Annotated in this window: 23 protein-coding genes and 1 pseudogene; 4 read left to right on the top strand and 20 right to left on the bottom strand. The window is 63.5% G+C overall.

Annotated features, from left to right (window positions below; translation table 11 throughout):
- Positions 1-3: 3 nt before the first annotated feature.
- Positions 4-312 (bottom strand): 30S ribosomal protein S10, encoded by a 309-nt coding sequence (gene rpsJ, locus ABFX56_RS10155; protein WP_147783478.1) that lies wholly within the window; start codon positions 310-312, stop codon positions 4-6.
- Between the two features lie 528 nt (positions 313-840).
- Positions 841-1,479: a hypothetical protein gene (locus tag ABFX56_RS10150; protein ID WP_346233212.1), complete on the bottom strand. Its 639-nt coding sequence runs from the start codon at positions 1,477-1,479 to the stop codon at positions 841-843.
- Between the two features lie 63 nt (positions 1,480-1,542).
- On the opposite strand from ABFX56_RS10150, the gene ABFX56_RS10145 reads away from it, so the two are divergent.
- Entirely contained in the window at positions 1,543-1,776 is a 234-nt protein-coding gene (locus ABFX56_RS10145; RefSeq protein WP_346233211.1) for a hypothetical protein, read from the top strand.
- A 249-nt stretch (positions 1,777-2,025) separates the two neighbouring features.
- Here the strand turns inward: ABFX56_RS10145 and tuf are convergent, their stop codons facing one another.
- The 4 genes from tuf to rpsL form a co-directional block, all read right to left on the bottom strand.
- Entirely contained in the window at positions 2,026-3,219 is a 1,194-nt protein-coding gene (tuf, locus tag ABFX56_RS10140) for an elongation factor Tu (RefSeq protein ID WP_346233210.1), read from the bottom strand.
- Positions 3,220-3,324: 105 nt separating this feature from the next.
- Positions 3,325-5,439, bottom strand: a complete 2,115-nt coding sequence (fusA, locus tag ABFX56_RS10135; RefSeq protein ID WP_346233209.1) for an elongation factor G — start codon at positions 5,437-5,439, stop codon at positions 3,325-3,327.
- 126 nt (positions 5,440-5,565) lie between these two features.
- Positions 5,566-6,036, bottom strand: coding sequence for a 30S ribosomal protein S7 (gene rpsG / locus ABFX56_RS10130; RefSeq protein WP_346233208.1), 471 nt, complete (start codon positions 6,034-6,036; stop codon positions 5,566-5,568).
- Positions 6,036-6,410 (bottom strand): 30S ribosomal protein S12, encoded by a 375-nt coding sequence (gene rpsL / locus ABFX56_RS10125; protein ID WP_346233207.1) that lies wholly within the window; start codon positions 6,408-6,410, stop codon positions 6,036-6,038. Before rpsL ends, rpsG begins: the two co-directional genes overlap by 1 nt.
- A gap of 440 nt (positions 6,411-6,850) precedes the next feature.
- Here rpsL and ABFX56_RS10120 point away from each other — a divergent pair, with 440 nt between their 5' ends.
- Positions 6,851-8,380 carry a sensor histidine kinase gene (locus ABFX56_RS10120; protein ID WP_346233206.1) on the top strand — a complete coding sequence of 510 codons (1,530 nt, stop codon included), beginning with the start codon at positions 6,851-6,853 and terminating at the stop codon, positions 8,378-8,380.
- On the top strand, positions 8,377-9,033 hold the full coding sequence (locus tag ABFX56_RS10115) for a response regulator transcription factor (protein WP_346233205.1): 657 nt from the start codon (positions 8,377-8,379) through the stop codon (positions 9,031-9,033). Before ABFX56_RS10120 ends, ABFX56_RS10115 begins: the two co-directional genes overlap by 4 nt.
- A gap of 74 nt (positions 9,034-9,107) precedes the next feature.
- On the opposite strand, the gene ABFX56_RS10110 is transcribed toward ABFX56_RS10115, so the two are convergent.
- The 14 genes from ABFX56_RS10110 to ABFX56_RS10045 form a co-directional block, all read right to left on the bottom strand.
- Entirely contained in the window at positions 9,108-9,605 is a 498-nt protein-coding gene (locus ABFX56_RS10110; RefSeq protein WP_346233204.1) for a hypothetical protein, read from the bottom strand.
- Between the two features lie 187 nt (positions 9,606-9,792).
- Positions 9,793-10,257: a DUF6121 family protein gene (locus tag ABFX56_RS10105; protein ID WP_346233203.1), complete on the bottom strand. Its 465-nt coding sequence runs from the start codon at positions 10,255-10,257 to the stop codon at positions 9,793-9,795.
- Complete coding sequence (locus tag ABFX56_RS10100; RefSeq protein WP_346233202.1) at positions 10,226-11,203, bottom strand: hypothetical protein; 978 nt, start codon at positions 11,201-11,203, stop codon at positions 10,226-10,228. Before ABFX56_RS10100 ends, ABFX56_RS10105 begins: the two co-directional genes overlap by 32 nt.
- An 80-nt stretch (positions 11,204-11,283) precedes the next feature.
- A complete protein-coding gene (locus ABFX56_RS10095; protein WP_346233201.1) occupies positions 11,284-11,961 on the bottom strand; it encodes a hypothetical protein in 678 nt (225 codons plus the stop codon).
- Between the two features lie 2 nt (positions 11,962-11,963).
- The gene (locus ABFX56_RS10090) at positions 11,964-12,707 is read right to left on the bottom strand and encodes a hypothetical protein (protein WP_346233200.1); all 744 of its coding nucleotides are present in this window, start codon (positions 12,705-12,707) and stop codon (positions 11,964-11,966) included.
- Positions 12,704-13,750: a type IV pilus assembly protein PilM gene (gene pilM / locus ABFX56_RS10085; RefSeq protein WP_346233199.1), complete on the bottom strand. Its 1,047-nt coding sequence runs from the start codon at positions 13,748-13,750 to the stop codon at positions 12,704-12,706. The genes ABFX56_RS10090 and pilM overlap by 4 nt, the downstream gene beginning before the upstream one ends.
- 18 nt (positions 13,751-13,768) lie before the next feature.
- The gene (locus tag ABFX56_RS10080; RefSeq protein ID WP_346233198.1) at positions 13,769-14,596 is read right to left on the bottom strand and encodes a prepilin peptidase; all 828 of its coding nucleotides are present in this window, start codon (positions 14,594-14,596) and stop codon (positions 13,769-13,771) included.
- A complete protein-coding gene (locus ABFX56_RS10075) occupies positions 14,596-15,591 on the bottom strand; it encodes a hypothetical protein (RefSeq protein WP_346233197.1) in 996 nt (331 codons plus the stop codon). Before ABFX56_RS10075 ends, ABFX56_RS10080 begins: the two co-directional genes overlap by 1 nt.
- A gap of 467 nt (positions 15,592-16,058) precedes the next feature.
- Positions 16,059-16,655, bottom strand: coding sequence for a PilW family protein (locus ABFX56_RS10070; protein ID WP_346233196.1), 597 nt, complete (start codon positions 16,653-16,655; stop codon positions 16,059-16,061).
- Position 16,656: 1 nt separating this feature from the next.
- Complete coding sequence (locus tag ABFX56_RS10065; RefSeq protein ID WP_346233195.1) at positions 16,657-17,076, bottom strand: hypothetical protein; 420 nt, start codon at positions 17,074-17,076, stop codon at positions 16,657-16,659.
- 140 nt (positions 17,077-17,216) lie between these two features.
- On the bottom strand, positions 17,217-17,696 hold the full coding sequence (locus ABFX56_RS10060) for a type II secretion system protein (protein WP_346233194.1): 480 nt from the start codon (positions 17,694-17,696) through the stop codon (positions 17,217-17,219).
- A 149-nt stretch (positions 17,697-17,845) separates the two neighbouring features.
- Positions 17,846-19,075, bottom strand: a complete 1,230-nt coding sequence (locus ABFX56_RS10055) for a type II secretion system F family protein (protein WP_346233193.1) — start codon at positions 19,073-19,075, stop codon at positions 17,846-17,848.
- The gene (locus tag ABFX56_RS10050; RefSeq protein ID WP_346233192.1) at positions 19,075-20,949 is read right to left on the bottom strand and encodes a type IV pilus twitching motility protein PilT; all 1,875 of its coding nucleotides are present in this window, start codon (positions 20,947-20,949) and stop codon (positions 19,075-19,077) included. The genes ABFX56_RS10055 and ABFX56_RS10050 overlap by 1 nt, the downstream gene beginning before the upstream one ends.
- 58 nt (positions 20,950-21,007) lie before the next feature.
- Positions 21,008-22,666, bottom strand: coding sequence for a GspE/PulE family protein (locus tag ABFX56_RS10045; RefSeq protein ID WP_346233191.1), 1,659 nt, complete (start codon positions 22,664-22,666; stop codon positions 21,008-21,010).
- Positions 22,667-22,949: 283 nt separating this feature from the next.
- On the opposite strand from ABFX56_RS10045, the pseudogene ABFX56_RS10040 reads away from it, so the two are divergent.
- Positions 22,950-23,624: pseudogene (locus ABFX56_RS10040) on the top strand (hypothetical protein); the annotation flags it as partial.

Genomic DNA, 23,624 nt, shown 5'->3' with positions numbered 1-23,624 from the left:
GGCTCAGAGCTTGATCTCGATGTTGACGTCGGCCGGCAGGTCGAGACGCATGAGCGAGTCGACCGCCTTCGGCGTCGGGTCAATGATGTCGATCAGACGCTTGTGGGTGCGCTTCTCGAAGTGCTCTCGGCTGTCCTTGTACTTGTGAGGAGAGCGGATCACGACGATCACGTTCTTCTCGGTGGGAAGCGGCACCGGGCCGACAACGGTCGCGCCCGCACGGGTTACCGTGTCGACGATCTTCCGTGCCGAGCTGTCGATGACCTCGTGGTCATACGACTTAAGCCGGATGCGGATCTTCTGTCCCGCCATGTCTGACTCTCTCTCTTTAGTGCTGATTTTGTAGTTCTGCCCGCATCCTGTGACGGATGCGCGCGCGGCCTGAGCACTTCTGCTGAAAGCACCACTGTTTTGGTTTCAACGCTGCTGTGTGACCAGCAGCGCACCGACCCCCGCGCTCGGGCGTGTCGCCCGTTTCAGACACACACGTCTCCGCATGGGCCTTGAGTGTCGATTAAGCTGCGTACGCCGAGTCGGCTTACGCCCTCCGTCGTACAAGTTCTGCTACCCGCGGCCTAGGTTGAACTGCAAACCTATGCACTGCCTGGCAGTGATCCTCACGCGCTCGCGAAGAACGCGGCGGAATGTTGAACTGGAACAGTCTGACACAGCGCGGGCCTCGCTGCAACCCGGGCGTGTCGCGGCTCGGCGTGTCGCCCGTACCGACCGGCTCCCGTGACCCAGGGCCGCGTCCCGTCTGCAATTGTTCCCGTTCCGGCTAAGTGTTCCCGGCACAACGGGCACAATCAGCCGGAACGGCAACAATTGCAGTCCACCCATTCAGCGACGACGCAGCCCCGCCGCTTCCAGCCGCCGGATGAAGGCCGTGGGGGCACGCAGAAGCGACCAGTCCCACCGCACTAACCCGGTGTCCTGTTCTCGGAGTTCGTTCTCGCGCTGCTTTTCATCCCACATCACTTGCTGAGGAGTTCGACCATGGGTGTACCGCGGATCGAAATATTTGCCCTGGCCATCGAACTCGCCAATGAGACGCAAGTATTCCCACCAGAAGTCGGCGAACCGCCTACCGCCCATGGGGTTCCGAAACTCATGCTGGAGTTCTGGCGCAGGAAATCCAAGCTCGTGTATCAGCACCCGACTGAAAGATTCTCCCGGCGAGGCAGCTAAGGGCGTGGCGAACTCGATGGCCCTTCCCGCCCTGGTGGCCCCGCGCGCTGTTCCCTGGGCCTCCAGGGCCGCCAGCAGTTCCTCCTTGATTAGTGGCACGACATCCGACGCCAGAGCGTTATCCAAAGCCACCACGGCATCCCGGAAGGCCGCAACCCGAGATAGGTCGATGAGCGTTCGCAAACGGCTGGTCACTAAGACGCCCTCGTGCTCAACGATCTCATCGTCCATGAGCGAATGCCGGTGCACGATGACGCCGTTCTTCGTGCGTTTGGCCGAGTCAAGATCCACCGCGACATGTACTTCCCGAGGCCACTGATTCGCAATGGGAAATCTCCACAGCCGAGCCGCGGAATGATGCGACGCAACGACCGGGGAGCGCCGCGTTCCCAGCACGGCGGCGATCCGAAGGTCATAGCGCTCATCGTCGTCGGCGGATGCCATCAGCTCCGCGCCGGCGTAAGCACCACGGCGAATCCGGTGCAAGTCGCCACGCGCCCGGGCGCCTCGGAGCTGGCGGTCGTCGACGTTCACATCACGAAGGCTGTGGACGAGGATCAGTCCGTTCGGTTGTCGAGGAATGTCTAGCATGCCCTCGAGAGTGGAGCATTCCGGCAGTGCTGAGGGCGCGCGACGGCCCTGTTGTGCGGACAGCGGCCTCAGCCCCGTTGGGGGAGGAGAAGACCGGCCCGCGCCTTTTGTTCCCGTTCCGGCTATCTGTGCCCCGCGCAACGGACGCAACTAGCCGGAACGGGAACTAATGCGCAGCGGTGGCGGGGGGGGGGGGACGACAGAAGGGCCACACCCGGTGGGTGCGGCCCTTCTGTGGAACTGGTGCTACTTGTTGATCTTGGTCACCGTGCCGGCGCCGACGGTGCGGCCACCTTCACGGATGGCGAAGCGCAGGCCCTCTTCCATGGCGACCGGCTGGATCAGCTGGACGGACATCTCGGTGGTGTCGCCGGGCATGACCATCTCGGTGCCCTCGGGCAGCTGGATGACGCCGGTGACGTCGGTGGTGCGGAAGTAGAACTGCGGACGGTAGTTCGAGTAGAACGGGTTGTGACGCCCACCCTCGCTCTTGGAGAGGATGTAGGCGTTCGCCTCGAACTCGGTGTGCGGAGTGATCGATCCGGGCTTGCAGACAACCTGGCCACGCTCGACCTCTTCGCGCTTGGTGCCACGCAGCAGCAGGCCGACGTTCTCACCGGCGCGCGCGTCATCCAGGGTCTTGCGGAACATCTCGATCGCGGTGACGGTGGTCTTGCTCGACTTGTCCTTGATGCCGACGATCTCAACCTCGTCGTTCGGCTTCAGGATGCCGCGCTCGACACGACCGGTGACGACGGTGCCGCGACCAGTGATCGTGAAGACGTCTTCAACGGGCATGAGGAAGGGCTTCTCGATGTCACGCACGGGCTCGGGAACGAACTCGTCAACCTTGTCCATGAGGTCGAGGACGGTGGCTGCCCACTTCTCGTCACCCTCGAGGGCCTTGAGTGCTGATACGCGCACGATCGGCGCGTTGTCGCCGTCGAACTCCTGGCTGGAGAGCAGCTCACGCACCTCCAGCTCGACGAGCTCGAGGATTTCCTCGTCGTCCACCATGTCGGTCTTGTTCAGAGCGACGACGATGTACGGCACGCCAACCTGGCGGGCGAGCAGCACGTGCTCACGCGTCTGCGGCATCGGGCCGTCGGTGGCGGCGACCACGAGGATCGCGCCGTCCATCTGCGCGGCACCGGTGATCATGTTCTTGATGTAGTCGGCGTGGCCTGGAGCGTCGACGTGCGCGTAGTGGCGCTTCTCGGTCTGGTACTCGACGTGCGAGATGTTGATCGTGATGCCGCGCTGCTTCTCTTCGGGCGAGTTGTCGATCTGATCGAACGCCGAAGCAGTGTTCAGGGTGGGGTACTTGTCATGCAGCACCTTGGTAATTGCAGCCGTCAACGTGGTCTTACCGTGGTCGACGTGACCAATGGTACCGATGTTGACGTGCGGCTTAGTCCGCTCGAACTTTGCCTTCGCCAATGGGTCCTCCTCAGGACTTATGTGTAGAAGCGTGACGATCGACGGATTTCGACCGCTGCTCTACGAATGGGGTAGTGAATATGTTACTAGGACGCGCAGGACGCGTTATTCGCCCTTGTTTTTCTGGATGATCTCCTCGGCCACCGCACGCGGCACCTCGGAGTAGCTGTCGAACGACATCGTGTACACCGCGCGGCCAGAGGTCTTGGACCTCAGGTCGCCAACATACCCGAACATCTCCGACAGTGGAACATTGGCCCGGATGACCTTCACTCCGGTGGCGTCCTCCATCGACTGGATCTGGCCACGCCGCGAGTTCAGGTCGCCGATGACGTCACCCATGTATTCCTCAGGGGTGCGCACCTCCACGGCCATCAACGGCTCAAGCAACACAGGCTGCGCCTTGCGGGCCGCCTCCTTGAACGCCATCGAACCGGCGATCTTGAACGCCATCTCCGAGGAGTCGACGTCGTGGGACGCGCCATCGAGCAAAATCGCCTTCACGCCCACCATGGGGTAGCCGGCGAGAACGCCGACCTGCATGGCATCGTGCATTCCGGCATCCACCGCGGGGATGTACTCGCGCGGAACGCGGCCACCAGTGACCTTGTTCACGAACTCGTACGTCTTCTCCGCCGTGATCTCCAGCGGCTCGAGTGAGATCTGCACCTTGGCGAACTGCCCGGATCCACCGGTCTGCTTCTTGTGGGTGTAGTCCAACTTCTCGACAATCCTACGGATCGTCTCGCGGTACGCCACCTGGGGCTTGCCGACGTTCGCCTCGACGTTGAATTCGCGGCGCATCCGGTCGACCAGGATGTCCAGGTGCAGCTCGCCCATACCCTTGATGATGGTCTGGCCGGTGTCCTGGTTCTGCTCGGTGCGGAACGTGGGGTCTTCCTCGGCGAGCTTCTGGATGGCCACGCCGAGCTTCTCCTGGTCGGCCTTGGTCTTCGGCTCGATGGCGACCTCGATCACCGGTTCCGGGAAGGTCATCGACTCCAGCACCACCTGGTTCGCCGGGTCACACAACGTGTCACCGGTGGTGGTGTCCTTGAGGCCGATGACCGCGTAAATGTGGCCGGCGGTCACCGACGGGACCGGGTTCTCCTTGTTGGCGTACATCTGGAAGATCTTCCCGATGCGCTCCTTCTTGCCCTTGGTGGAGTTGGCCACCTGGCCGCCGCTGTCGAGGTGCCCAGAGTAGACGCGGATGTAGGTGAGCCGGCCGAAGAACGGATGCACCGCCACCTTGAACGCGAGCGCCGCGAACGGCTCCTTCGCATCCGGGTGGCGCAGGATGACCTTTTCTTCGTCGCGCGGGTCGGCGCCCTCGATGGCGGGCACGTCGAGCGGGCTCGGCAGGTAGTCGATGACAGCATCCAGCATCGGCTGAACGCCCCGGTTCTTGAACGCGGAGCCGCACATCACCGGGTAGATCTCGCTGGCCACGGTGAGCTTGCGGATCGCGCCCTTGACTTCGGCGATGGTGAGCTCTTCGCCGGAGAAGTACTTCTCCAGCAACACGTCGTCGGTCTCGGCGACGGTTTCGAGGAGCAGCTTGTGGTACTCATCCGCCTTGTCTTTGAGGTCGTCCGGGATCGGCTCGGTCTCGTAGTGCGCGCCCATTTGGACGTCACCCTTGGCGTCTCCACGCCAGGTGAGTGCCCGCATCTCGACCAGGTCGACGACGCCCTCGAAGTTGCTCTCGGCGCCGATGGGCAGCTGGATGACCAGCGGCTTGGCGCCGAGGCGCTTGACGATGGTGTCGACCGTGTAGAAGAAGTCGGCGCCCAGCTTGTCCATCTTGTTGACGAAGCAGATGCGCGGCACGTTGTACTTGTCGGCCTGCCGCCATACGGTCTCGGACTGGGGCTCCACACCCTCCTTGCCGTCGAACACGGCAACGGCACCGTCGAGCACGCGCAGCGAACGCTCCACCTCGACGGTGAAGTCGACGTGACCGGGGGTGTCAATGATGTTGATCTGGTTCTTGTTCCAGAAACAGGTCACCGCGGCGGAGGTGATGGTGATGCCGCGCTCCTGCTCCTGCTCCATCCAGTCAGTCGTCGAGGCGCCGTCGTGGGTCTCACCGATCTTGTGGTTGACGCCGGTGTAGTAAAGGATGCGCTCGGTCGTGGTGGTCTTGCCTGCATCAATGTGCGCCATGATGCCAATATTGCGGACCTTGCTTAGGTCAGTGAGCACTTCCTGTGCCACGGTGGTCCTCCGAAAAGTTGTTGATTCCGCTGGTCGAGTAGCGAGGCACGAGCGTATCGAGACCGGCTTGAGTGGTCCCGATACGCTCGCTGGCGCTCGCTACTCGACCAACGATGGGAAAATTGCCTACCAGCGGTAGTGCGCGAAGGCCTTGTTCGCCTCGGCCATCTTGTGCGTGTCCTCGCGACGCTTGACCGCGGCACCCAGGCCGTTGGAAGCATCGAGGATCTCGTTGGTGAGTCGTTCGGTCATGGTCTTCTCGCGACGGGCCTTGGCGTAGGTGGTCAACCAGCGCAGGGCGAGCGTGTTCGCGCGGTGAGGCTTGACCTCGACCGGCACCTGGTAGGTCGAACCGCCGACGCGGCGGGAACGCACCTCGAGGGTGGGGCGCACGTTGTCGAGGGCCTTCTTCAAGGTGACGACCGCATCCGCACCGTTCTTGGCCGAAACACCCGCGAGAGCACCGTAGACGATGCGCTCGGCGAGGCCTTTCTTGCCATCGAGCAGGATCTTGTTGACCAGCTGGCTGACGACGGGGGCGCCGTAGACCGGATCTGCGACAACCGGACGCTTCGGGGCCGGACCCTTGCGCGGCATTACTTCTTCTCCATCTTCGCGCCGTAGCGGCTACGAGCTTGCTTGCGGTTCTTGACGGCCTGGGTGTCCAGGGCGCCGCGAACGATCTTGTAACGAACGCCGGGGAGGTCCTTCACGCGGCCTCCGCGCACGAGCACCATCGAGTGCTCCTGCAGGTTGTGGCCTTCGCCGGGGATGTAGGCGGTGACCTCGGTGCCGTTGCTCAGCTTGACACGGGCCACCTTGCGCAGAGCCGAGTTCGGCTTCTTGGGGGTGGTCGTGTAGACGCGGGTGCACACACCGCGCTGCTGGGGGTTGGCCTTGAGCGCCGGAGCCTTGGTCTTGGTGATCTTGGGGCTGCGGCCCTTACGGACCAACTGCTGAATTGTTGGCACTAATTACTCCTTGGATTTACTGCACGGTGACAGTTACTGCTTGCATTTCCCGCACACTCGCACATCCACTGCGGATATGAAGGATGCGGGTGGACCCACCCGTGGAACCGCTGGGATTCCGTGCTGCTGGTGGGTATGCCGTGGGGGCGCTGCTTTGTTTAACACGTGGCAGTCGAGCCCAATTCCGGATAGTGCCTTACGCCCTCTCGCCGGATGCCTTCATGCTTTTGGGCACACTGCGATTACGCGACAAAGCGCACACTCGAACGAGAATAGCCGCATCACAGCCGCCGGTCAAATTGCGGATGCCGCCTTCCGCGAGTTGAGTAGCGAGCGCGCCAGCGCGAGCGTATCGAAACCGCGTCAGCGGGTTGAGTAGCCGCCCGAGGAACGAGGACGGCATATCGAAACCCTGCCGTCATGCCCGCGATAATTGGGGAATGGCCGAGGCACGGGAGCGACGACGGCGCCGCATCGAGGATGCTGGCGCCCGCATCGGCCGACGGCGGCTGTCGGTGCGGACGCGGATTCTGGTGTCGATCCTTGCCGTGACCGCACTCGGTCTTGCAGCATCCGGGGCGGCATCCTATTTCGTGCAACGCGAACGCGCGCTCAGCGCCGTGGATGAGCAGTTGCTGCACACGGTGCCTGAGCTGAAGGCGGTGGCCGCCGGAGACGGTGCGGGTCCGCTCACCTCCATCGACGCGGTATTGCGGGCGGCCATGCAACAACTCGTGCCCGCCACCAACGAGAGCGTGCTCGGCATCGTCGATGGCACACCGGCACTCGTGCCCGCCGCCCGGCTGCCCTACCGGCTGGATGATGATCCCGCGCTGATCAAACGATTCGTGGCAGAAGCCGACACGACCCACGTCGTCAGAGGCACCGCGCAGAGCAAGCTGGGCACCCTGCGGTACCTGCTCGTGCCGGTCATCGTCGCCGGGGATCCCAGCCGCGGACTCTATGTTGCGGCGTACAACCTCGACGAGACCCTCGAGGATGTCGCACAGGCCTCCCGAATCTATGGGCTCGTGGCCTTGATCGCGCTGGCGCTGATCGGGCTCGTCGCCTGGTTCGTCGCCGGCCGGCTGCTGCGGCCGATCCGCCTGTTGCGTCAGGCGGCCGCCGCCAACACTGCCGCGGACCTCTCCGAGCGCATCCCGGTCACCGGCCACGACGACGTCTCGGAACTCACCGAGACGATCAACGGCATGTTCGACAGACTCGAGGATGCCTTCGTCAGTCAGCGACGCCTCATCAACGACGTCGGCCACGAACTGAAGACGCCGCTCACCATCATCCGTGGTCACCTCGAGCTTCTCGACACCACCAGCAACGACGATGTGGACGCGACACGGGAGCTCGCCATCGACGAACTGGACCGGATGAGCGACCTGGTGTCGGAGATCTCGTTACTCGCGGAGTCGCGAACGCCGCAGTTCGTGCATCCGGAGGAAGTCGACGTGGAAACACTCACCGCTGCGGTCGCCAGCAAGGCCGCTGCGCTCGACCCGGACCGCAACTGGCGGGTGGAGTCGGCTGCCGGCGGCATCGCGCTGCTCGATCCTCATCGGATCACCCAGGCCTGGCTTCAACTTGCCGGGAATGCGGTGAAGTACTCCACGCCGGGAGCTCCGATCGTGATCGTCACCGAGCGGGTGGCCAGCCGTAACGGGGATTGGCTGCATCTTGGTGTGCAAGACGCCGGCCCAGGAATTCCGGAGGAGGCTCATGAGAGGATTTTCGAGCGGTTCGGTCGGCTCGAGTCCAGTCGGGGCACCGAGGGTTCCGGTCTCGGCCTGTCGATCGTGGCAGCCATCGCGGGCGCGCACGGCGGCAGTGTCGGCCTCCTGAGTTCCTCGGGGGCCGGGTCGAGGTTCGAGATCCGGATCCCGTGGCGTGACGACGTTCAGGAGACCGACGTGAATCAGAACGACGAGAACCTCAAGGAAGGCACGGCACAGCAGTGACCAGGATCCTCATCGCCGAAGACGAGAGCCGCATCGCGTCATTCGTCGAGAAGGGTCTCAGCGCCGCGGGATTCGCGGTCACCGCCGTGACCGACGGTCGTACCGCGCTGGCCGAGGCGCAGTCCGGACAATTTGCGCTGCTCATTCTCGACATCGGCCTGCCGGGCATCGACGGCTTCGGCATTCTCGAAACGCTGCGCGGCGAGGGCAACCCGATTGCCGTGATCGTGCTCACTGCCCGCGACTCCGGCGCCGACACCGTGCGCGGGCTGGAAGGCGGGGCCAACGACTATATGTCCAAGCCGTTCCGGTTCGATGAGCTGCTGGCACGAGTGCGGTTGCGACTGCACGACGCTCGGCCGGAGGCCCCCGAGGCGCTGCAGGCCCACGGTCTGGAGCTCGATGTGAAGACCCGTCGGATCAGGGTGGACGGCACCGAGCTCGACTTGTCGGCGCGGGAGTTCGCGTTGGCGGAGGAGTTTCTCCGGCACCCGGACCAGGTGCTCAGTCGCGAGCAACTGTTGAGTCGGGTGTGGGGTCTCGACTTCGATCCCGGTTCGAACGTGGTTGAAGTGTATGTGCGCTATTTACGCGCCAAGATCGGCGCCCACCGCATCGAGACCGTGCGCGGGATGGGCTACCGACTGAAGTAAGAAATCGGGGAGCGTCTCACCCGAAAGAGACGCTCCCCGATGGGAGCTGCCGGCGCGTTGCGCGGGCAGAGCTTTTAGTGCTTGGTCCGCGCTTCGGCGCTGACGTCGGCACCGACCGCGGCGCCGGAGTCCAGAGACACGGCCGCCGGCGGAGCGACAACTTCGACGCTGTTCTTCTCGTGTGCCCAGGCGCTGACGCTCTGGCCGGTTTCGCTGCCCTTCACCGTCGACGCATTGGCGGCGGCATCCCGCGGTGCCACCGGGGTGACCTCGGTGGGCGTACTCGTGTCGGTGCTGGTGTCGGTGTCCGCTTCAGTGCTGGCGTCGGCGTCCGCGTCCGCGTCGGTCTCCGCTGCCTTCGGAGTGCTGTCGAACAGGCCCTTGGCGTTCGCGTTGGCGTTGGCCAGGGCGTTCTGGTTGGCGTGGCTGGATGCCGGGGCGATGCCGCTGATCTTCAGCAGCTGGCCGGGCGCATCCGACAGACCTGTCGTCGCGTATGCCCCGCCGGCAGCGAGTGCCACACCGAGGAGGCTGGCCGCACCGGTCATGATCAGTTTTGTGGATTTCTTCATCACGCTTGTCGCTCACTTTCCAGCGGTCCCCGTGCGGAACCGCTGCTCTTACTCTCGTGGTGCGCCATGAGGTGATCCCGAGAACCGGATGAGAGAGTTCTCATCTTGTCACTGCGCCTTCCGGTGGTCGCGCGTGCCGGGGCCCCCGCTTCCGGCGGTCGAGCTTGTCGAGACCCCGCTCTGTCCGTCACCGGATGCCCGGCCGATCCAACAGCGGCGCGAGCAGCACGACGACGAAGGCGGACAGCACCAAGCAGGCGGCGAATGGGCCGACGAGGTGGCGGAAGAAGAAGGAGACCGCCAGCAGCGGTTCGGTGCGGCCTGCCGCATAGAGGATGCCGCCCACGGCCGGCCCGGCGATCCAGGCGGTGAATGCCGCGAGCACCGACCGCGCGAAGGGCAGGCGCCTCGCATGGTATCGGGTGCCACGCAGCACCAGGAGGAACACCACCGCCGCGGCACCCACGACCATCCCCGGACCGACCAGCACACTGGCATCCGGTTCGATGGCATCCCGATCGCTGATCAGGCGCAGAAACCCCAGCGACCCGACCATCAGCGCGACGTAGACAATGGCGGCAACCAGCGCGATGAGCGGGGAGGCACGTTGGCGAGGCGCCTCAGGAGACGGTGCCGTATTGCGATCGCTCAAACTCTGCCTTCTTCTCGGCGGTATCGCGCTCGTACGCGGCGGCCGCCTCGATGTTGCGGGCCTTGACGCGGCGCCCGCGGGAGCTGATCGCCGCCCCGAACCAGATGGCCACCTCGCGGGACACGATCGTGGCGATCACAATGGCCGGGTTCACCGCCAGGCTCGCGAAGCTGGTGTGGCCGGTGAAGTTGAACATCATCCCGTCGAGGGCCAGCAAGATTCCGATCGAGGCGAAGTAGAGCGCCGCGGCCAGCAGGAACGAACCGAGCACGTAGACCCACCAACCGGCGCGGTTGACCAGCAGCACGAACACCACAAACAGCACGAGGAACACTGCAACCGGCACATAAAACAGCGGCAGCGCCACGAAACCGGGCAGCCAGCTGCTGAACGCCGCGGCCAGTCCCTCCGTGCCCGCAAGGCCGCGGTACAGTGCGGCCACCAGCGCCAACAGGATGGCGAACGCGGCGGTGGCGAGCACGGCCATCAGGGTTCCGATGCCGCGGTTGCCGCGGGCCCGCGGCGGAGTTGGGGCGGTCAAGTACACCGTCTTCACCGCGGGTGTCGGTGTTCCGGCGTCGGGCATAGCGGTCACCGGCACCGCCGCGGCGGCAGGCTCAACCGCTTCGGGTTCGGCAGCGGGCAAGTCCTCGGTCTGATGCTCGGGTTCGGCGTCCACAGCGGTATGCGTGGAGTCCGGCGCAAACGGGCTCGTGTGTGGCGCTGCGGGCGGCTCCACGAGATCCGGAATCGGCTCAGAACGCTCGGTAGCAGCGGGTTCGTTCCGGCGCGAATCGTCAGGCTGCGACTCGTCCCGGACGGGTTCCTCGAACGGCACCTCGGCGGAGCGTTCCTTTCCCGGCGTGCTGCCGACGGGCACTGCGGCCGGCGTCCCCTCGTTGTCGGGGTCCGCCGTGTTGGCTCTCGAGGGGTTCTCGTCGCTCATCTGCGCTCCTGACGGTGGTCGTGCATCCGTATAGGAGGTCACTCTAGCAATCGCCCTACCGTGGGCGTCGGAGGTGTGCGTTATCCCTTCGGTGCGTCCGCCGTCTTGGCCGTCTTCGCAGGAGCGGCCGGGTTGTCGAGCAGCACGTAGACGAACCCGTTGATGTCCGCTTGGAAGTCACCAGCCGAGTCCTGCGTCGTGCGCGATCCGCTCTCGGCGGTGCTCTGCTTCAGCTTCAGGTCCTGCACCAGATAGAGCCGCTCCCCGGTCTGCACACCATTGATGAAGGACATGACGTTCGACGTGCTGCCCGACACGGTGAGGGTGACGGGTATCGCTACAAAGTTCTCCGCAGTAATGAGCGGATTCGTCGTACTCACCGTTGTCAAGGCATCCTTGACCGGCGTGTAAGGCTGACCGTCGTTTGCCTTGAAATCCGTCAACGTGACAGCGTTCGCCTGCTCCAGTGCGTGCAATTCATCCAGGAACGCGGACATCGCGTCCCCGGAGGGCACAGCTGCCCTCAGCACCGCCAACTGGGTCTTGAGTTCGGGGAGGGTTTCGAACTGCTTCTTGATCGCTTCCAGCTCGCGTTGATGCACGACGTTTTGCGCCTCGGCAGCCACGCGTTGGTCGCCTGCCGTCGCGGCTTCGGCGAGCTTCGGCGACACCCCGAGGAACCATCCCATGGCGATGATTGCGACGACAAGGACCATCGAGCCGATGACCCACAGCCTGTTGCTAGCGCTCGCGTTCATGGCTACTTACCCCCGTCCTTGCTCGCTTCGGTCGCGGTGTCACTGGGCGCCGTGTTCGCGCTGTCGTTATTCTTTTCCGGGGACTTCACCGCATCGCTCGCGTACCGGTTCGCCAGTGCCTGCTCGTTGACGTGCATCTTCACGCCGACCTTGTACACGCCGTCGGTGAGACTCACGGAGTTCGGCGACGCGTCGACAAATCCCTTCAACTTCGCCAGGGCGTTCAGCCATGCCGGCACGTCTGGCAGCGACGCTGTCTCGGCTTCGAAGCTCAACTCGGCCACCCGTTCACCTTGCAGAGGAACGGTGGGCTGCTGCAACGCGAGCATCGGGGTGCTGGACGACGAATCGAACGTCACGATCGTCGTACCCGATGGCAGGCTCGCCTGCACAGAGTTGAAATACTCCTGCCAATTGATCTCGGTCGAGGAGCCGACTTGGCGGCCGGCCGTAGTGAGGGCCAACTCCTTGGTCACCTTCCGCACCTCGACGTATTTCTGCTGTTGCGCAAGAAGACTCTGCGTACGCGCGGTCGCCGTAGCAAGCTGCGCGTTGCTGTTCGCAGCATTCAAACTTGCCGCTGCGTACCCCGCTCCGACGACGACCATCGCAGCGACGACCATGAGGCTGAGCCCGCGGTGCAGCACTCGTGCTTTGGCGGAAAGTCCAACCTCGGGGGGAAGCAGATCTACCCGGGGCACACCGCCCAGGACAAGCCTGGTCTCTTTATTACCGAGGATTCTCATGCGACACTTCCCAACGCGAGTCCAAGGGCCACGGCCATGCTGCTGGACTCCGAGGCACCTTCACGGCGGAGATCCCTCGACAATTCGATGCTGTTGAACGGATCCGCTGGCGACACGGCGATCCGGGTAATCTCCGCGAGGGCCTCCGCAAAGCCGGGGAGCCGGGTTCCTCCGCCGCTCAGCACGATCTCGTCATATTTGAGACTGGGATGCGTGTTGGCGAAATAGTTCAAGGTGTTGCGGAGGCTACTCAGCAGCTCTCCCGTGACTTCGTGGATGATCTCGACCGCTTCGCGCTGCTCCGCAGGAACCGGGCTGGTGATCAGGCCCAGCGACGATTTAAGCACAACCGCCTGTTCCGGTGTGATATCCAGTCGGTCAGCCAATGCCTGGGTGAGGTTCTGCCCCCCGATGCCGATGATGCGTACGAACTGGGGTACACCGTTGACCGACACCACAACATGGCTGGTGCGGGCACCGACGTCGATGAACGCCAGTGTCGCTTTCGCGCGATCTCGGGCGTGCAACCGACTGAGCGCGAACGGGATGAGATCCACTGCCACGGGGGAAAGCCCGGCCAGCTGCACCGCGGTGACGTTCGCCTTCACGGCATCCTTGATGGCCGCGACGAGAAGACCGTGGACCACGGGTCCTGCCTCGGATGCACTCTCGGAAATGGGGTAGAAGTCAAGCAAGGCATCGCCGACCGGCACCGGCAGCATGTCTTGTACATGGGAGGGCAGCGACTGCCGGATCTCTCGCTGCGAAAGACGGGGCACGGTCAGGTCACGGACAAGCACCTTGGTGTTGCCCACGCCCAGCACGACCTTCTTGCTGCGGAATCCCCCCGCCGACCACAGCTGCTTGAGAGCCGCGGCGACCGTGTTGACTTCCGCAACCTCCCCATCTTTGACCGCGCCTTCTGGGAGCGAGATCTCCCGATACCGCTCGACGGTCGGGCGCTCCTTGCCGAGCCCGGTTACCTCGACGGCGCGCACCGAGTCGTCGCCGATGTCGACCCCCACTACAACCTGTGCACTCATCTTTTCCCCCTATTACCATTACCCAAGTCCCACGAGGACCAAATAGCCCCTGGCGATGCTGTCGCCGAAAAATGTCCCCACCCAGCAGCCCAGCAGCATCCAGGGCCCGAACGGGATGCCGGACTTGCGCCCGGCCTTGCGGGCGATCAGCAACCCCACCGCGAACAGCCCGCCCAATAAGAATGCCGCGAACGCTCCGACAATGAGAGTCCCCCATCCGAGCCACGCGAGGTACAGCCCGAGCACTCCGGCGAGTTTCACGTCGCCGAAGCCCATGCCACCGGGGTACGCGAACGCCATCGCCAGATAGGCGAGCCACAATGCCGCCATCCCGATCCCCGCCCGCAGCAGCTGGCCATAGTCACCAGCCAAAACGCTCGACATCCCAAGCAGCGCGACGCCGACGATGTAGCTGGGTAGCACGATCCTGTTCGGCAGCGTGTGCGTGTCCAGATCGATAAGTGCGAGTACCACGGAAATGGCCGCCAGATACAGGAACGCGATCAGACCGAGCACCCAGGCGGCCACCCCGCCAGTTGAGCTTGCTGCGGTGGTCGAGCTTGTCGAGACCCCAAACCACAACGCAACCGCCGCGAACAACAACCCGGTCCCCAACTCCACAATCGGGTACCGCACGGAGATCGGCGACGCGCAGTTCCGGCACCTGCCGCGCAGCATCAACCACGACAGCACCGGAATGTTGTCGTACCCTTTTATCGCGGTTCCACAGGTCGGGCACGCGCTCGGAGGCGACACAATCGACCGCCGCAACGGTACGCGATACGCGACCACGTTGAGGAAGGAACCGATCAGCAGACCGAAGCCCCCGGCAAGGATTGCTGGCACTAGTTCACGTCCCGCATGGAGATAACCGCGCCTGGTTGCGGCTTGGTGATGTCGGCAAGGTCCTCATCGCCCGTGGTCAGGTCTACGCCGGCGATCCCGACCGGTTCGAAAGTGAAGGTCGGGTTGTTCTTGGCGTAACTCAGCTCCCCGGCGTAGATCTGCCCGTTCCAGGTGAACCCGTTCTTGCCGTCAAAAGAGCAGGGGGTATATGCCATCGCCATGATCGGGGTCTGAATGGTGATGTTGTTCTTGGTGCTGAAGGTGTCCTGTATCGGCTTGCTGGGGTCGTAGTAGGAGTTCGCCGGATTGTTGCAGGTGGGCTTATTGTCGCCTGCCGGACCATCATCAGGGGTTATGAGCCAGAGCCGATACGCTGCAGCGGACGACGACTTGAACGTGATCCCATTGATGCTCGGCCAAAGAAACGCGTTGGCGAAGATCACCACGTCGCTCGTCAGCGTCACGGTGGGGTTTTGGGTGAGCGCCGTCGGGCCGCCGGGGCAAGCAAGCATGTTGAGGATGACCGGCTGGCCAAGCATCGTGCCGCCCAGATTGCCGTTTGGCAATATGCAATCGGCGGGAGTGGTGGCGGTTCTCTCCTCGAACACGTGACCGTCCTGATCCTTCCAGTCGGTCGGCTGGTATGTGACATTGACCCAGTCAGGTGAATCAGGAGGAGTGCCACCGGTTGTGTAGTCACCGCCTACTTGGGTGTCAACGTTGTTCGCGGTGACGGATGCGGCGGTGAGGTTGCCTCCGATAGTCCCCTTCGATCCGAGCTTCGCAGCCCCAGAAACCCATGCGTCCCCGGTGACACTGCATTTGTTGCTTGACCCGAAGTCGAGGTTGCCGTTGATCAGGATGCTAGCGTTGAAGACGGTGTTGTTGTTGCTGCACACGAGGTCACCATTCTTAGTGATCAGCCCAGTGGCACCGGCTTCTGAGAGGTCCAAGTTCGCGTTGGCTTCGAACTCGCCGCCGCCGAACAGAAACATGCCAACACCGCTGGGTGGTGGCCCCGGTGTGAGGTACTGAAAGATTGATTCAACCTTGCTTTGGTCCTGTGACGAGACACCGGCGACGCCCTTGGACTGAGCAGTCCCGACGGACGTCAGGCGGATCCGGGTAGCCGACAGTGGCGGACAGCCGGCTTGCCAGCCAGACGCCGTGTTGTACTCCACCTTTACCGTAAACTTCGGTTCAACTGTCGATGTGTACACTCCGGGCACAGGTTGGGAAGCGCAGCTGCCAGGAGTGAAGAGTGCAGTACGGGCCGCAGCGATTCCGGCATCGGAAGATGCGTGGGACTGGACACCAGCCCGTGCAGCGGTCGTATCTCCGAACGCGCTCACGACCGATGATGCTATGAGTGCTGTCAGGATTAGCCCGACGACCATGACACCGAGGACGGCCACCAGTGCCGAGCCACTCTCGTCCTTGTGCCCAATTCGGGCGACTCGCACTAGGGGTAACATATCGGTTCTCCTGTCGCTCCAGCCCGACTGACCGCCGAACTCGTAACATCTACCGGCGGGTGATCGCCCGCTAGGCCGCTAAAGGATAGAACTAACCGCTCGTCGGCAGCCTTCTTGAAGATGCCAACTGGCACCGGCGGAGTACCAGCAGTGATCTTTGGCACGATTCCTTGGTCCAAGAGTGTCCAGCTTGCCGTATCGGACGCGGTTGCGACGACGATTGCAGAAGTGGAAACCTTGTAACGAATACTGCCGCCGTCCACCGGAGAGTAATACCAAGCAGCGCACATCCACTGAATCGGATCGCCGCCCAACGCCGTCCGTGCCAGTAGTAATTGATCATTGCCGGTGGGCGAAGTGAGAAGGAAGTCGGACGAATTGCGGATGCCCTTCTCCACTGAATGTGCGACCAGCTGGCCCGCGCTGGAAGCGTCGGTGACGCTGCTCACGGTATTCGAAGTTCTCATCGTGTTGATCATCATCGCGCCTACGATCGCTAGGACCAGACCTGTAAGCAACATATAAACGAGAAGTTCGATGAGCGTGAAGCCCTTTTCGGAATCTTCGCCCATGTCGTCGTTCATGTCACGGCTCCGCGATAAAGACAAAGGTATGCGCGGTGGCGAGCACATCGCCGGTGTCGGTGCGAGTTACAGTGACGTCGACCGGAACGTTGACCGGGTTCTCGGCAACGGGGGAACAGGATGTGCCAACGGTGCGGACCACAAGCAAAGACACGTTCCTCGGGTCGACGCTCGTAGTTGTAGACGAGGTCAGCTCGGTGCATTTCGTTGCCGAACGGGCGAGTTCGATCTGGTCGTTGGCAAGTTGTGTGGCAGTAACGAGAGTCGCGTTTGTCGCGGATTTCTGAAGGCCCTGGACGAGTAGCGGCAAGAACGCCGCGGCAAGCAGGCCGAGGAGGAACATCGATACGACGACCTCGATTATGCCGAAGCCAGGATCCGTCTTGGAGGCAAGGTGCGACCGAGACCGAATGCTCAACATAACATACCTCCCTTATTCGGATATTTCGGGTGGTGTAGCTCTCGTCGCATGCATGCCGCGACGTCAGTGCGCGGCAGACGCCAACTGCCACAGAGGTGGGGCGCCACGATGAGCGACGCCCCACCTCCGATAGCGCTGAGTTACGGTGCCGGGGTAGTTGGGACGAGCACTCCAGCGGCACTGCACGTACCGCCGGTTACTCCGGTCGAGTCATCAGCTGCGAAATTCACGTCGTTGGCGCTAACCGCAGCGATGCAGAAGGCACCAGCAGTAGCCCCCGGGGTAAGTACCGGCAACGTCTTGTAGTTCGCCGCGTCGCCCGTGCCCGCTGCATCGCTAGGTACCGTGTATCCATACGAATCCAGACCAGTAAGGCCGGTGGGCAAGGTGCCGTTGTTGTCAGTCTGATAAGCGACAACCGCGATTTTCGCGTTCGCGACGTCGGACTTGACTCCGCTGTCCTTCGCGCTATTTTGCACACCGATAAATACGGGAATGGCAATCGCGGCCAGGATGCCGATAATGATGACGACAACAAGCAGTTCGATGAGGGTGAAGCCCTTTTCGTGCTCGAGGCCGGCGCGCCTATCGTTCAGCGCCTTGTTTATACGTAGAAACATGTGATTCTTCCTGTCTTCGGGTTTTGTGGACAGGGCCCCCAGAAAATCTCTGACCCCCTGAAGTAATGCTCCCGGTAAAGCGTTTCCGCTGTAATCCCACAAAGGGGGCACATGAGGGATTTTCGTGGCCCCAAAAGGGGGGACAATCGCTACTTGATGAGCGTGAAGATGTTGAAAATTGGTAGGTAGAGCGCGACAATCATGCCGCCGATGACGATACCGAGGAAAGCAATCATAAGCGGCTCGATCATCGCAGTGAGTTGCTCGGTAGTGGACTGCACCTCGTCGTCATAGAAGTCCGCTATTTTTGACAGCATGGTTTCGAGCGCCCCAGCATCCTCCCCTACGGCGATCATCTGAGTCACCATCGAGGGGAAGACCGGCTCCTCGGAGAGCGGCTCTGCGATTGACTTACCTTTGCGCACCGAATCCGCCACCTTCTGTAGCGCCTGCTCCATCACCCAGTTGCCGGATGTCTCGCCAACGATCTGCAAAACATGAAGGATTGGTACACCTGCACTTAGCATGCTCGAGAAGTTCCGACTGAACCGAGCGATCGCGATCTTCTTGAACAACATGCCGAACACGGGCAGCTTCAGCTTGATTGGATCAACCACTTTGCGAACGCGACCGGTGTTCTTATTCTTCCTCCACCAGAATGCAAAGACGACAACTATCACGAGTAGCAGGGGCGCAAGCCAGGTCATGATGCTGGAGAGCCAGACTAGCAGTTGCGTTGGAAGTGGAAGCGCGGCGCCGAAACCTTCAAACATTTTCTTGAAGATCGGCACGATGAACAACAGCATGGCGACCACTGCGACTACCGCCATGATCAGTACGATGACGGGATACGCCATCGCCGACTTGATCGTCCCGCGGAGCTTCACTTCGGACTCAAAGTTCTTCGCCACGGTGTCGAGGGCACCATCGAGGAAGCCTCCAGTCTCTCCTGCCCTTACGAGGTTGATCATAATAGGCGGAAATACCGTTGCATGTTTCGTCATACCGTCAGAGAGAGACAAGCCTGCCTCGACGTCCTTCGTGAGTGAGGCAAGCACCTCGGCAAGTGTCTTGTTCTCTGACTGGTCGGTGAGAATAGTCAAAGTGCGCAACAAAGATAGCCCCGAGCTGATCATCGTCGACATTTGTCGGCTCATGATCGCAAGGTCCTTAAGCTTCACACTTTTTTTAAGGATGGCGAGATTGATTTCGGTATTCAGACCGGTGCCCTTGGCTTCCGCAATGGAGATCGGCGCCACCCCCATGGTGCGCAGTCGAGAAGCGACCGCGCCCTCCGTTGCCGCATCCACGCGCCCCTTAACGAGCTTGCCGGCGGTGTCTCGCCCCTTGTAGGCGAAGGTCTGCACGGTGGGGGGCATCAGTACGCTCCCAGGTCCTGCGCGTCGCCGTCGAAGTCGATACTGCTAACAGACATCTGCCGGGACACGTCCGTGAGTCCGGGGTCGGCACGGTGGATCAGGCGCTTGAGGCTGTCGAGGTCGTGCGCCTTGGCGGTTGCGGCGGCGTGGGTGATCTTGCCAGCGTCCACGAGTTCGGCCAGGTGCTGGTCCATTGTGTACATGCCCAACTCACGGCCGGCCTGCAGCGCCGAGGTGATCTGGTAGGTCTTGCCCTCGCGGATCAAGTTGCCGATCGCGGGGGTGGTCACCAGCACCTCGGTGGCCACCACGCGGCCCTTGCCACTCGCCATCTTCACCAGCGTCTGACAGACAACGCCCTGCAGCGTCGCCGCCAGCTGGGTGCGGATCTGGCCCTGCTGGTGCGGCGGAAACACGTCGATGACGCGGTCGATCGTCTGGGCGGCATCCTGCGTGTGCAAGGTGGCGAAGACGAGGTGGCCAGTCTCGGCGGCGGTCAGGGCGACCGAGATGGTCTCCAGGTCCCGCAACTCGCCGATCAGGATGACATCCGGGTCTTGCCGCAGCACGTGCTTGAGCGCGGCCGCGAAACTGTGCGTGTCCGGGCCCACCTCGCGCTGGTTCACCAGCGACTTGTGGTTCTGGTGCAGGAACTCGATCGGGTCCTCCACCGTGACGATGTGGTCGGCACGGGTGCGGTTCACCAGGTCCACCAGGGCGGCCAGCGTGGTCGACTTGCCGGAACCGGTCGGGCCGGTCACCAGCACCAAGCCGCGAGCCAGAGTAGCGAACCGAGACACCGTCTCGGGGATGCCGAGCTCCTTCAACGTTTTGATTTCGGTGGGGATGAGTCGGAACGCGGCGCCGATCGAGCCGCGCTGCTGGTACATGTTCACCCGGAATCGGGCGTTGCTGGAGATTGTGTAGGCGAAGTCGAGTTCGAGCTCGGTCTCGAAGGTCTCCTTCTGCGTGTCGGTGAGGATGCTCTGCAGCGCGGACGTGACCTTGCTGCGGCCCCAGACCTGGGTGCCGGCGATCGGACGCAGCCCCCCGTCGACCCGGATGGTCGGCGCGGCGTTGACAGTGACGTGCAGGTCGGAGGCGCGCGCGAACAGCACCTCCTGCAGCGCAGCAACCAGGTCGCGGTCGGCAGAGCCGAGGTCGGCCTGCGGAGCGGACTCCTCGGCGTCGAAGGCGACATCGTCCAGAGACCATGAGCCGGTCTCGGTGGGCACCGGCTCGTGCAGCCACTCCAGGTCGGGCTCGACCGTAGGCGGCGGGGCCGACGCGAGCGCGGACGGCGACACGTCGAACACCGGGGTCGAGTGGGATCTGGTGGGCGCGGGTGCTGGCGTTGCGGCCGGCGGTGCCACAGGCGGCAGTGCATCCCGGTCGGATTCGGCACCCTGCATGCTCGCCAGCAGCGCCTCCCAGCTCTGCCCGGCCTCGGGCATCGGGACGCTGCTGCGGGCCGGGGGCTCCGCGGGTGGCGGTGCGGCGTGGGAGGACATCGGGGCCGGGAACGCAGGCGCGCTGTACTGCGGCGCGGCGACCGTCGGCACCGGCACGACCGGCGGCGTTGCTGGCGGGACGACCGGCGGTGCGACCGACGCGGGATAGGGTGCAGCGACCGGCGGCTCGACCCGTGGCACCACCGGCACCGGATAGGGAGCAGCCACCGGCGGCACCGGCGAGGGTCCGCCATACTCCGGGGCGATCGTGTACGGTGCGAACGCCGCCGCGTGCGGCGAGGCGGCGCGCGGGGGCGCAGACTGTTCGGGTGCGACGGCCCCCGCATCATCCGCCATCGCTCGGATGCGCGAGCGGCGCAGGCCGTAGGTGGCCGGCGGAGTGGCGTGGTTTGGATCAGTCATGCGATATCCCCTCGTTGTGCATGGAAAGTGGTGAAGGTGCGCCCCCGCGCTCAGGCCATCATGCGACGACCCGCAAGATCTCGTCGATCGAAGTGAGCCCGAGCTGCACCTTCGACCAGCCGTCCTCGCGCAGGGTCAGCATCCCCTGCTCCCTGGCGGTGCGGCCGATCTCGGCGCTGGAGGCGCGGGCCACGGTGAGGCGCTCGATCTCCTCGGTGACGCGCATCACCTCGTGCACCGCGATGCGGCCGTGGAAGCCGGTCTTGGAGCAGGTGGAGCAGCCCACCGGCCGGTACAGCGTCGGCAGCGGCAGGTGGGGGTCAACGGCAAAATGTAGTGCCGCCAGGTGCTCCGGGTCGGGCTGGTACGCCTCGCGGCACCGGTCGCACAGCCGCCGCGCCAGCCGCTGCGCCACCACGCAGTCCAGGGCAGAGCCAACCAGAAACGGCTCGATCTCCATCTCGGTGAGCCGGGTGATCGCGCTCGGCGCGTCGTTGGTGTGCAGCGTGGAGAGCACGAGGTGGCCGGTGAGCGAGGCCTCGATGGCGATCTGGGCAGTTTCGTGGTCGCGGATCTCGCCCAGCAGCACCACATCCGGGTCGCTTCGCAGAATGGATCGCAGCGCGCTGGCGAAGGTGAGCCCTGCCTTCACGTTCACCTGCACCTGGTTGATGTCCGGCATCCGGTACTCCACCGGGTCCTCGACCGTGATCACGTTGATCTCGGGCTTGGCTACCGTGTGCAGCGTGGTGTACAGGGTGGTGGACTTGCCGGAGCCGGTCGGCCCGGTGACCAGGATCATCCCGTACGGCTTGGTGAACGACCCGCGGAACGCCGCGAGGTTGCGGTCGAGCATGTGCAGGTCGCTGAGTTCCATGTTGGACGCGGCGTTGTCCAGGATGCGCATGACCACTTTCTCGCCCCACACCGTGGGCAGCGTGGCCACGCGCAGGTCGATCTTGCGCCCGGCGTGCTTGACCGACATCCGGCCGTCCTGCGGCTTGCGCCGCTCGGCGATGTCGATGTCGCTCATGATCTTGAGCCGGGAGATGACGCCGTTTTGGATGTTCTTCGGCGCGCGCTGCATCTCATGCAGCACACCGTCGATGCGGTACCGGACGCGCACGTCGTGTTCGGCCGGCTCGATGTGTATGTCGGAGGCGCGGTCCTGGATGGCCTGGCTGACCAGCAGGTTCACGAAGCGCACGATCGGCGCCGCGTCGTCGGCGGCCTCGGAGGTGTCCTCCTCGGCGCTCTGGACGCTCTCCTCCTCCAGCACCGTGGTGAGGTCGTTGAGCTCGCCGTCGGCGCGGTGGTACCGGTCGATCGCGGCGAGCAGGTCGGAGCGTTCCGCCACGACCGGCGTAAGCTCCATCCGCGCCGCGGCGGACACGTCGTCCAGAGCGAACACGTTACGCGGGTCGACCATGGCCAGCACCAGGCGGCCGTCGGCGATGGCCACCGGCAGGATGCCATAGCGGCGGCAGATCGCCGCGGGCACGCGCGCGATGGCCAGCGGATCGATCGGATAGTCGACCAGTTCGACGAACGGCACCTCGGACTGCGCCGCGCGGGCTGCCGCGAACTGCAGTTCCGTGACCACCCCCTCATCGACGAGACGGCGCACGGATGCCTCGTCGCCTTCTTTATCGGCCGTATCGAGAGCCTCGATCGGCAAAACTCCACGCAGGATCAGGATGTCGGTTAACGACGCCACAGAACCCTCCTTTGTCACTACATTCGCCGGGCGCACCCTAGGGAGGCACGCGTCGGCTGTTCGGGTTCACGATGAATACCTCACCGAGTCTCTTCATACTTCCGCCGATAGGGCGTGGGCGATAGTCCCGCAAGTTGGGGGTACCGCGCCGGGGTACACGGCAAGCCCCGTCGAAATCACACGTCCCGGTTGCCCACTCCTCCACAGCCTGGTGGAGAACGAGTTGTCCACTGATCTTCACAAACCATGGAAACAAGTGTTCTATGGTGCGAAGATTAGTGTTATGAAAAACATCGCAGGCCCGTTCATGACTACCGCCCGCACGGTAGCCGGTTTCGGCGCCTGCGGTACCGACTACCAGACCCTCACCGACGGCCAGTTGGTCGAGTTGCAGAAGACCGCGTCGGCGCATCAACGGCAGCTGGATGCGATTAAGACTGCCGCTGCCGGGGAGTTGGCGCGTCGGTCTCGCCGGGAGTTGGGTCATGCCGGTCTGGCCGCCCGGGAAGGGTTCCGCAGCCCGGAGGCGATGCTGCAGTCGATCACTGGCGCGACCGGACGTGAGGCCAGCCAGCTGGTCACGTTGGGGAAGATCAGCAGCGAGGCCGAAGCAGCCCAATCGTTACTAGATGAGGGTATCGAGAATATCGGCGGGGAACCGGTGGTCCTGCCCTGGGAGGCCCCGATCAGCACCGCCCTGACGACCGGGGTGCTCTCGGCCGAGCAGGCCGATGCGGTGCGCCGCGGCCTGGGCATCCCCACCGATCAGGTCAGTGCCGAAGTGCTGCGGGCTACCGCCGAACAGTTGATCGTCCAGCAGGCGCACTTATCGGCGGATCAACTGTTCAAGGAAGCCCGCATCTGTCGGGATCTGATCGATGAGGAGGGTATCCCTGCCCGGGAGGCGGAACTGTTCCAGCAGCGCAGTCTGAAACTGCGCAAACTGGGCAATGGGATG

The sequence above is a fragment of the Parafrigoribacterium mesophilum genome (assembly GCF_039652555.1).
GTDB lineage: Bacteria > Actinomycetota > Actinomycetes > Actinomycetales > Microbacteriaceae > Parafrigoribacterium > Parafrigoribacterium mesophilum.
This window is presented reverse-complemented; position numbering and strand designations above follow the sequence as displayed.

Bases quoted from the DNA above. Each gene is read 5' to 3' on its own strand.
- rpsG (WP_346233208.1), bottom strand. From the start codon at position 6,036: ATGCCGCGCAAGGGTCCGGCCCCGAAGCGTCCGGTTGTCGCAGATCCG.
- ABFX56_RS10050 (WP_346233192.1), bottom strand. From the start codon at position 20,949: ATGACTGATCCAAACCACGCCACTCCGCCGGCCACCTACGGCCTGCGC.
- ABFX56_RS10145 (WP_346233211.1), top strand. From the start codon at position 1,543: ATGATGCGACGCAACGACCGGGGAGCGCCGCGTTCCCAGCACGGCGGC.
- ABFX56_RS10075 (WP_346233197.1), bottom strand. From the start codon at position 15,591: ATGTTTCTGTTCGGCGGCGGCGAGTTCGAAGCCAACGCGAACTTGGAC.
- ABFX56_RS10095 (WP_346233201.1), bottom strand. From the start codon at position 11,961: ATGAACGCGAGCGCTAGCAACAGGCTGTGGGTCATCGGCTCGATGGTC.
- pilM (WP_346233199.1), bottom strand. From the start codon at position 13,750: ATGAGTGCACAGGTTGTAGTGGGGGTCGACATCGGCGACGACTCGGTG.
- ABFX56_RS10060 (WP_346233194.1), bottom strand. From the start codon at position 17,696: ATGTTTCTACGTATAAACAAGGCGCTGAACGATAGGCGCGCCGGCCTC.
- ABFX56_RS10055 (WP_346233193.1), bottom strand. From the start codon at position 19,075: ATGCCCCCCACCGTGCAGACCTTCGCCTACAAGGGGCGAGACACCGCC.
- ABFX56_RS10065 (WP_346233195.1), bottom strand. From the start codon at position 17,076: ATGTTGAGCATTCGGTCTCGGTCGCACCTTGCCTCCAAGACGGATCCT.
- ABFX56_RS10110 (WP_346233204.1), bottom strand. From the start codon at position 9,605: ATGAAGAAATCCACAAAACTGATCATGACCGGTGCGGCCAGCCTCCTC.
- ABFX56_RS10090 (WP_346233200.1), bottom strand. From the start codon at position 12,707: ATGAGAATCCTCGGTAATAAAGAGACCAGGCTTGTCCTGGGCGGTGTG.
- ABFX56_RS10070 (WP_346233196.1), bottom strand. From the start codon at position 16,655: ATGAACGACGACATGGGCGAAGATTCCGAAAAGGGCTTCACGCTCATC.
- ABFX56_RS10100 (WP_346233202.1), bottom strand. From the start codon at position 11,203: ATGAGCGACGAGAACCCCTCGAGAGCCAACACGGCGGACCCCGACAAC.
- rpsJ (WP_147783478.1), bottom strand. From the start codon at position 312: ATGGCGGGACAGAAGATCCGCATCCGGCTTAAGTCGTATGACCACGAG.
- ABFX56_RS10120 (WP_346233206.1), top strand. From the start codon at position 6,851: ATGGCCGAGGCACGGGAGCGACGACGGCGCCGCATCGAGGATGCTGGC.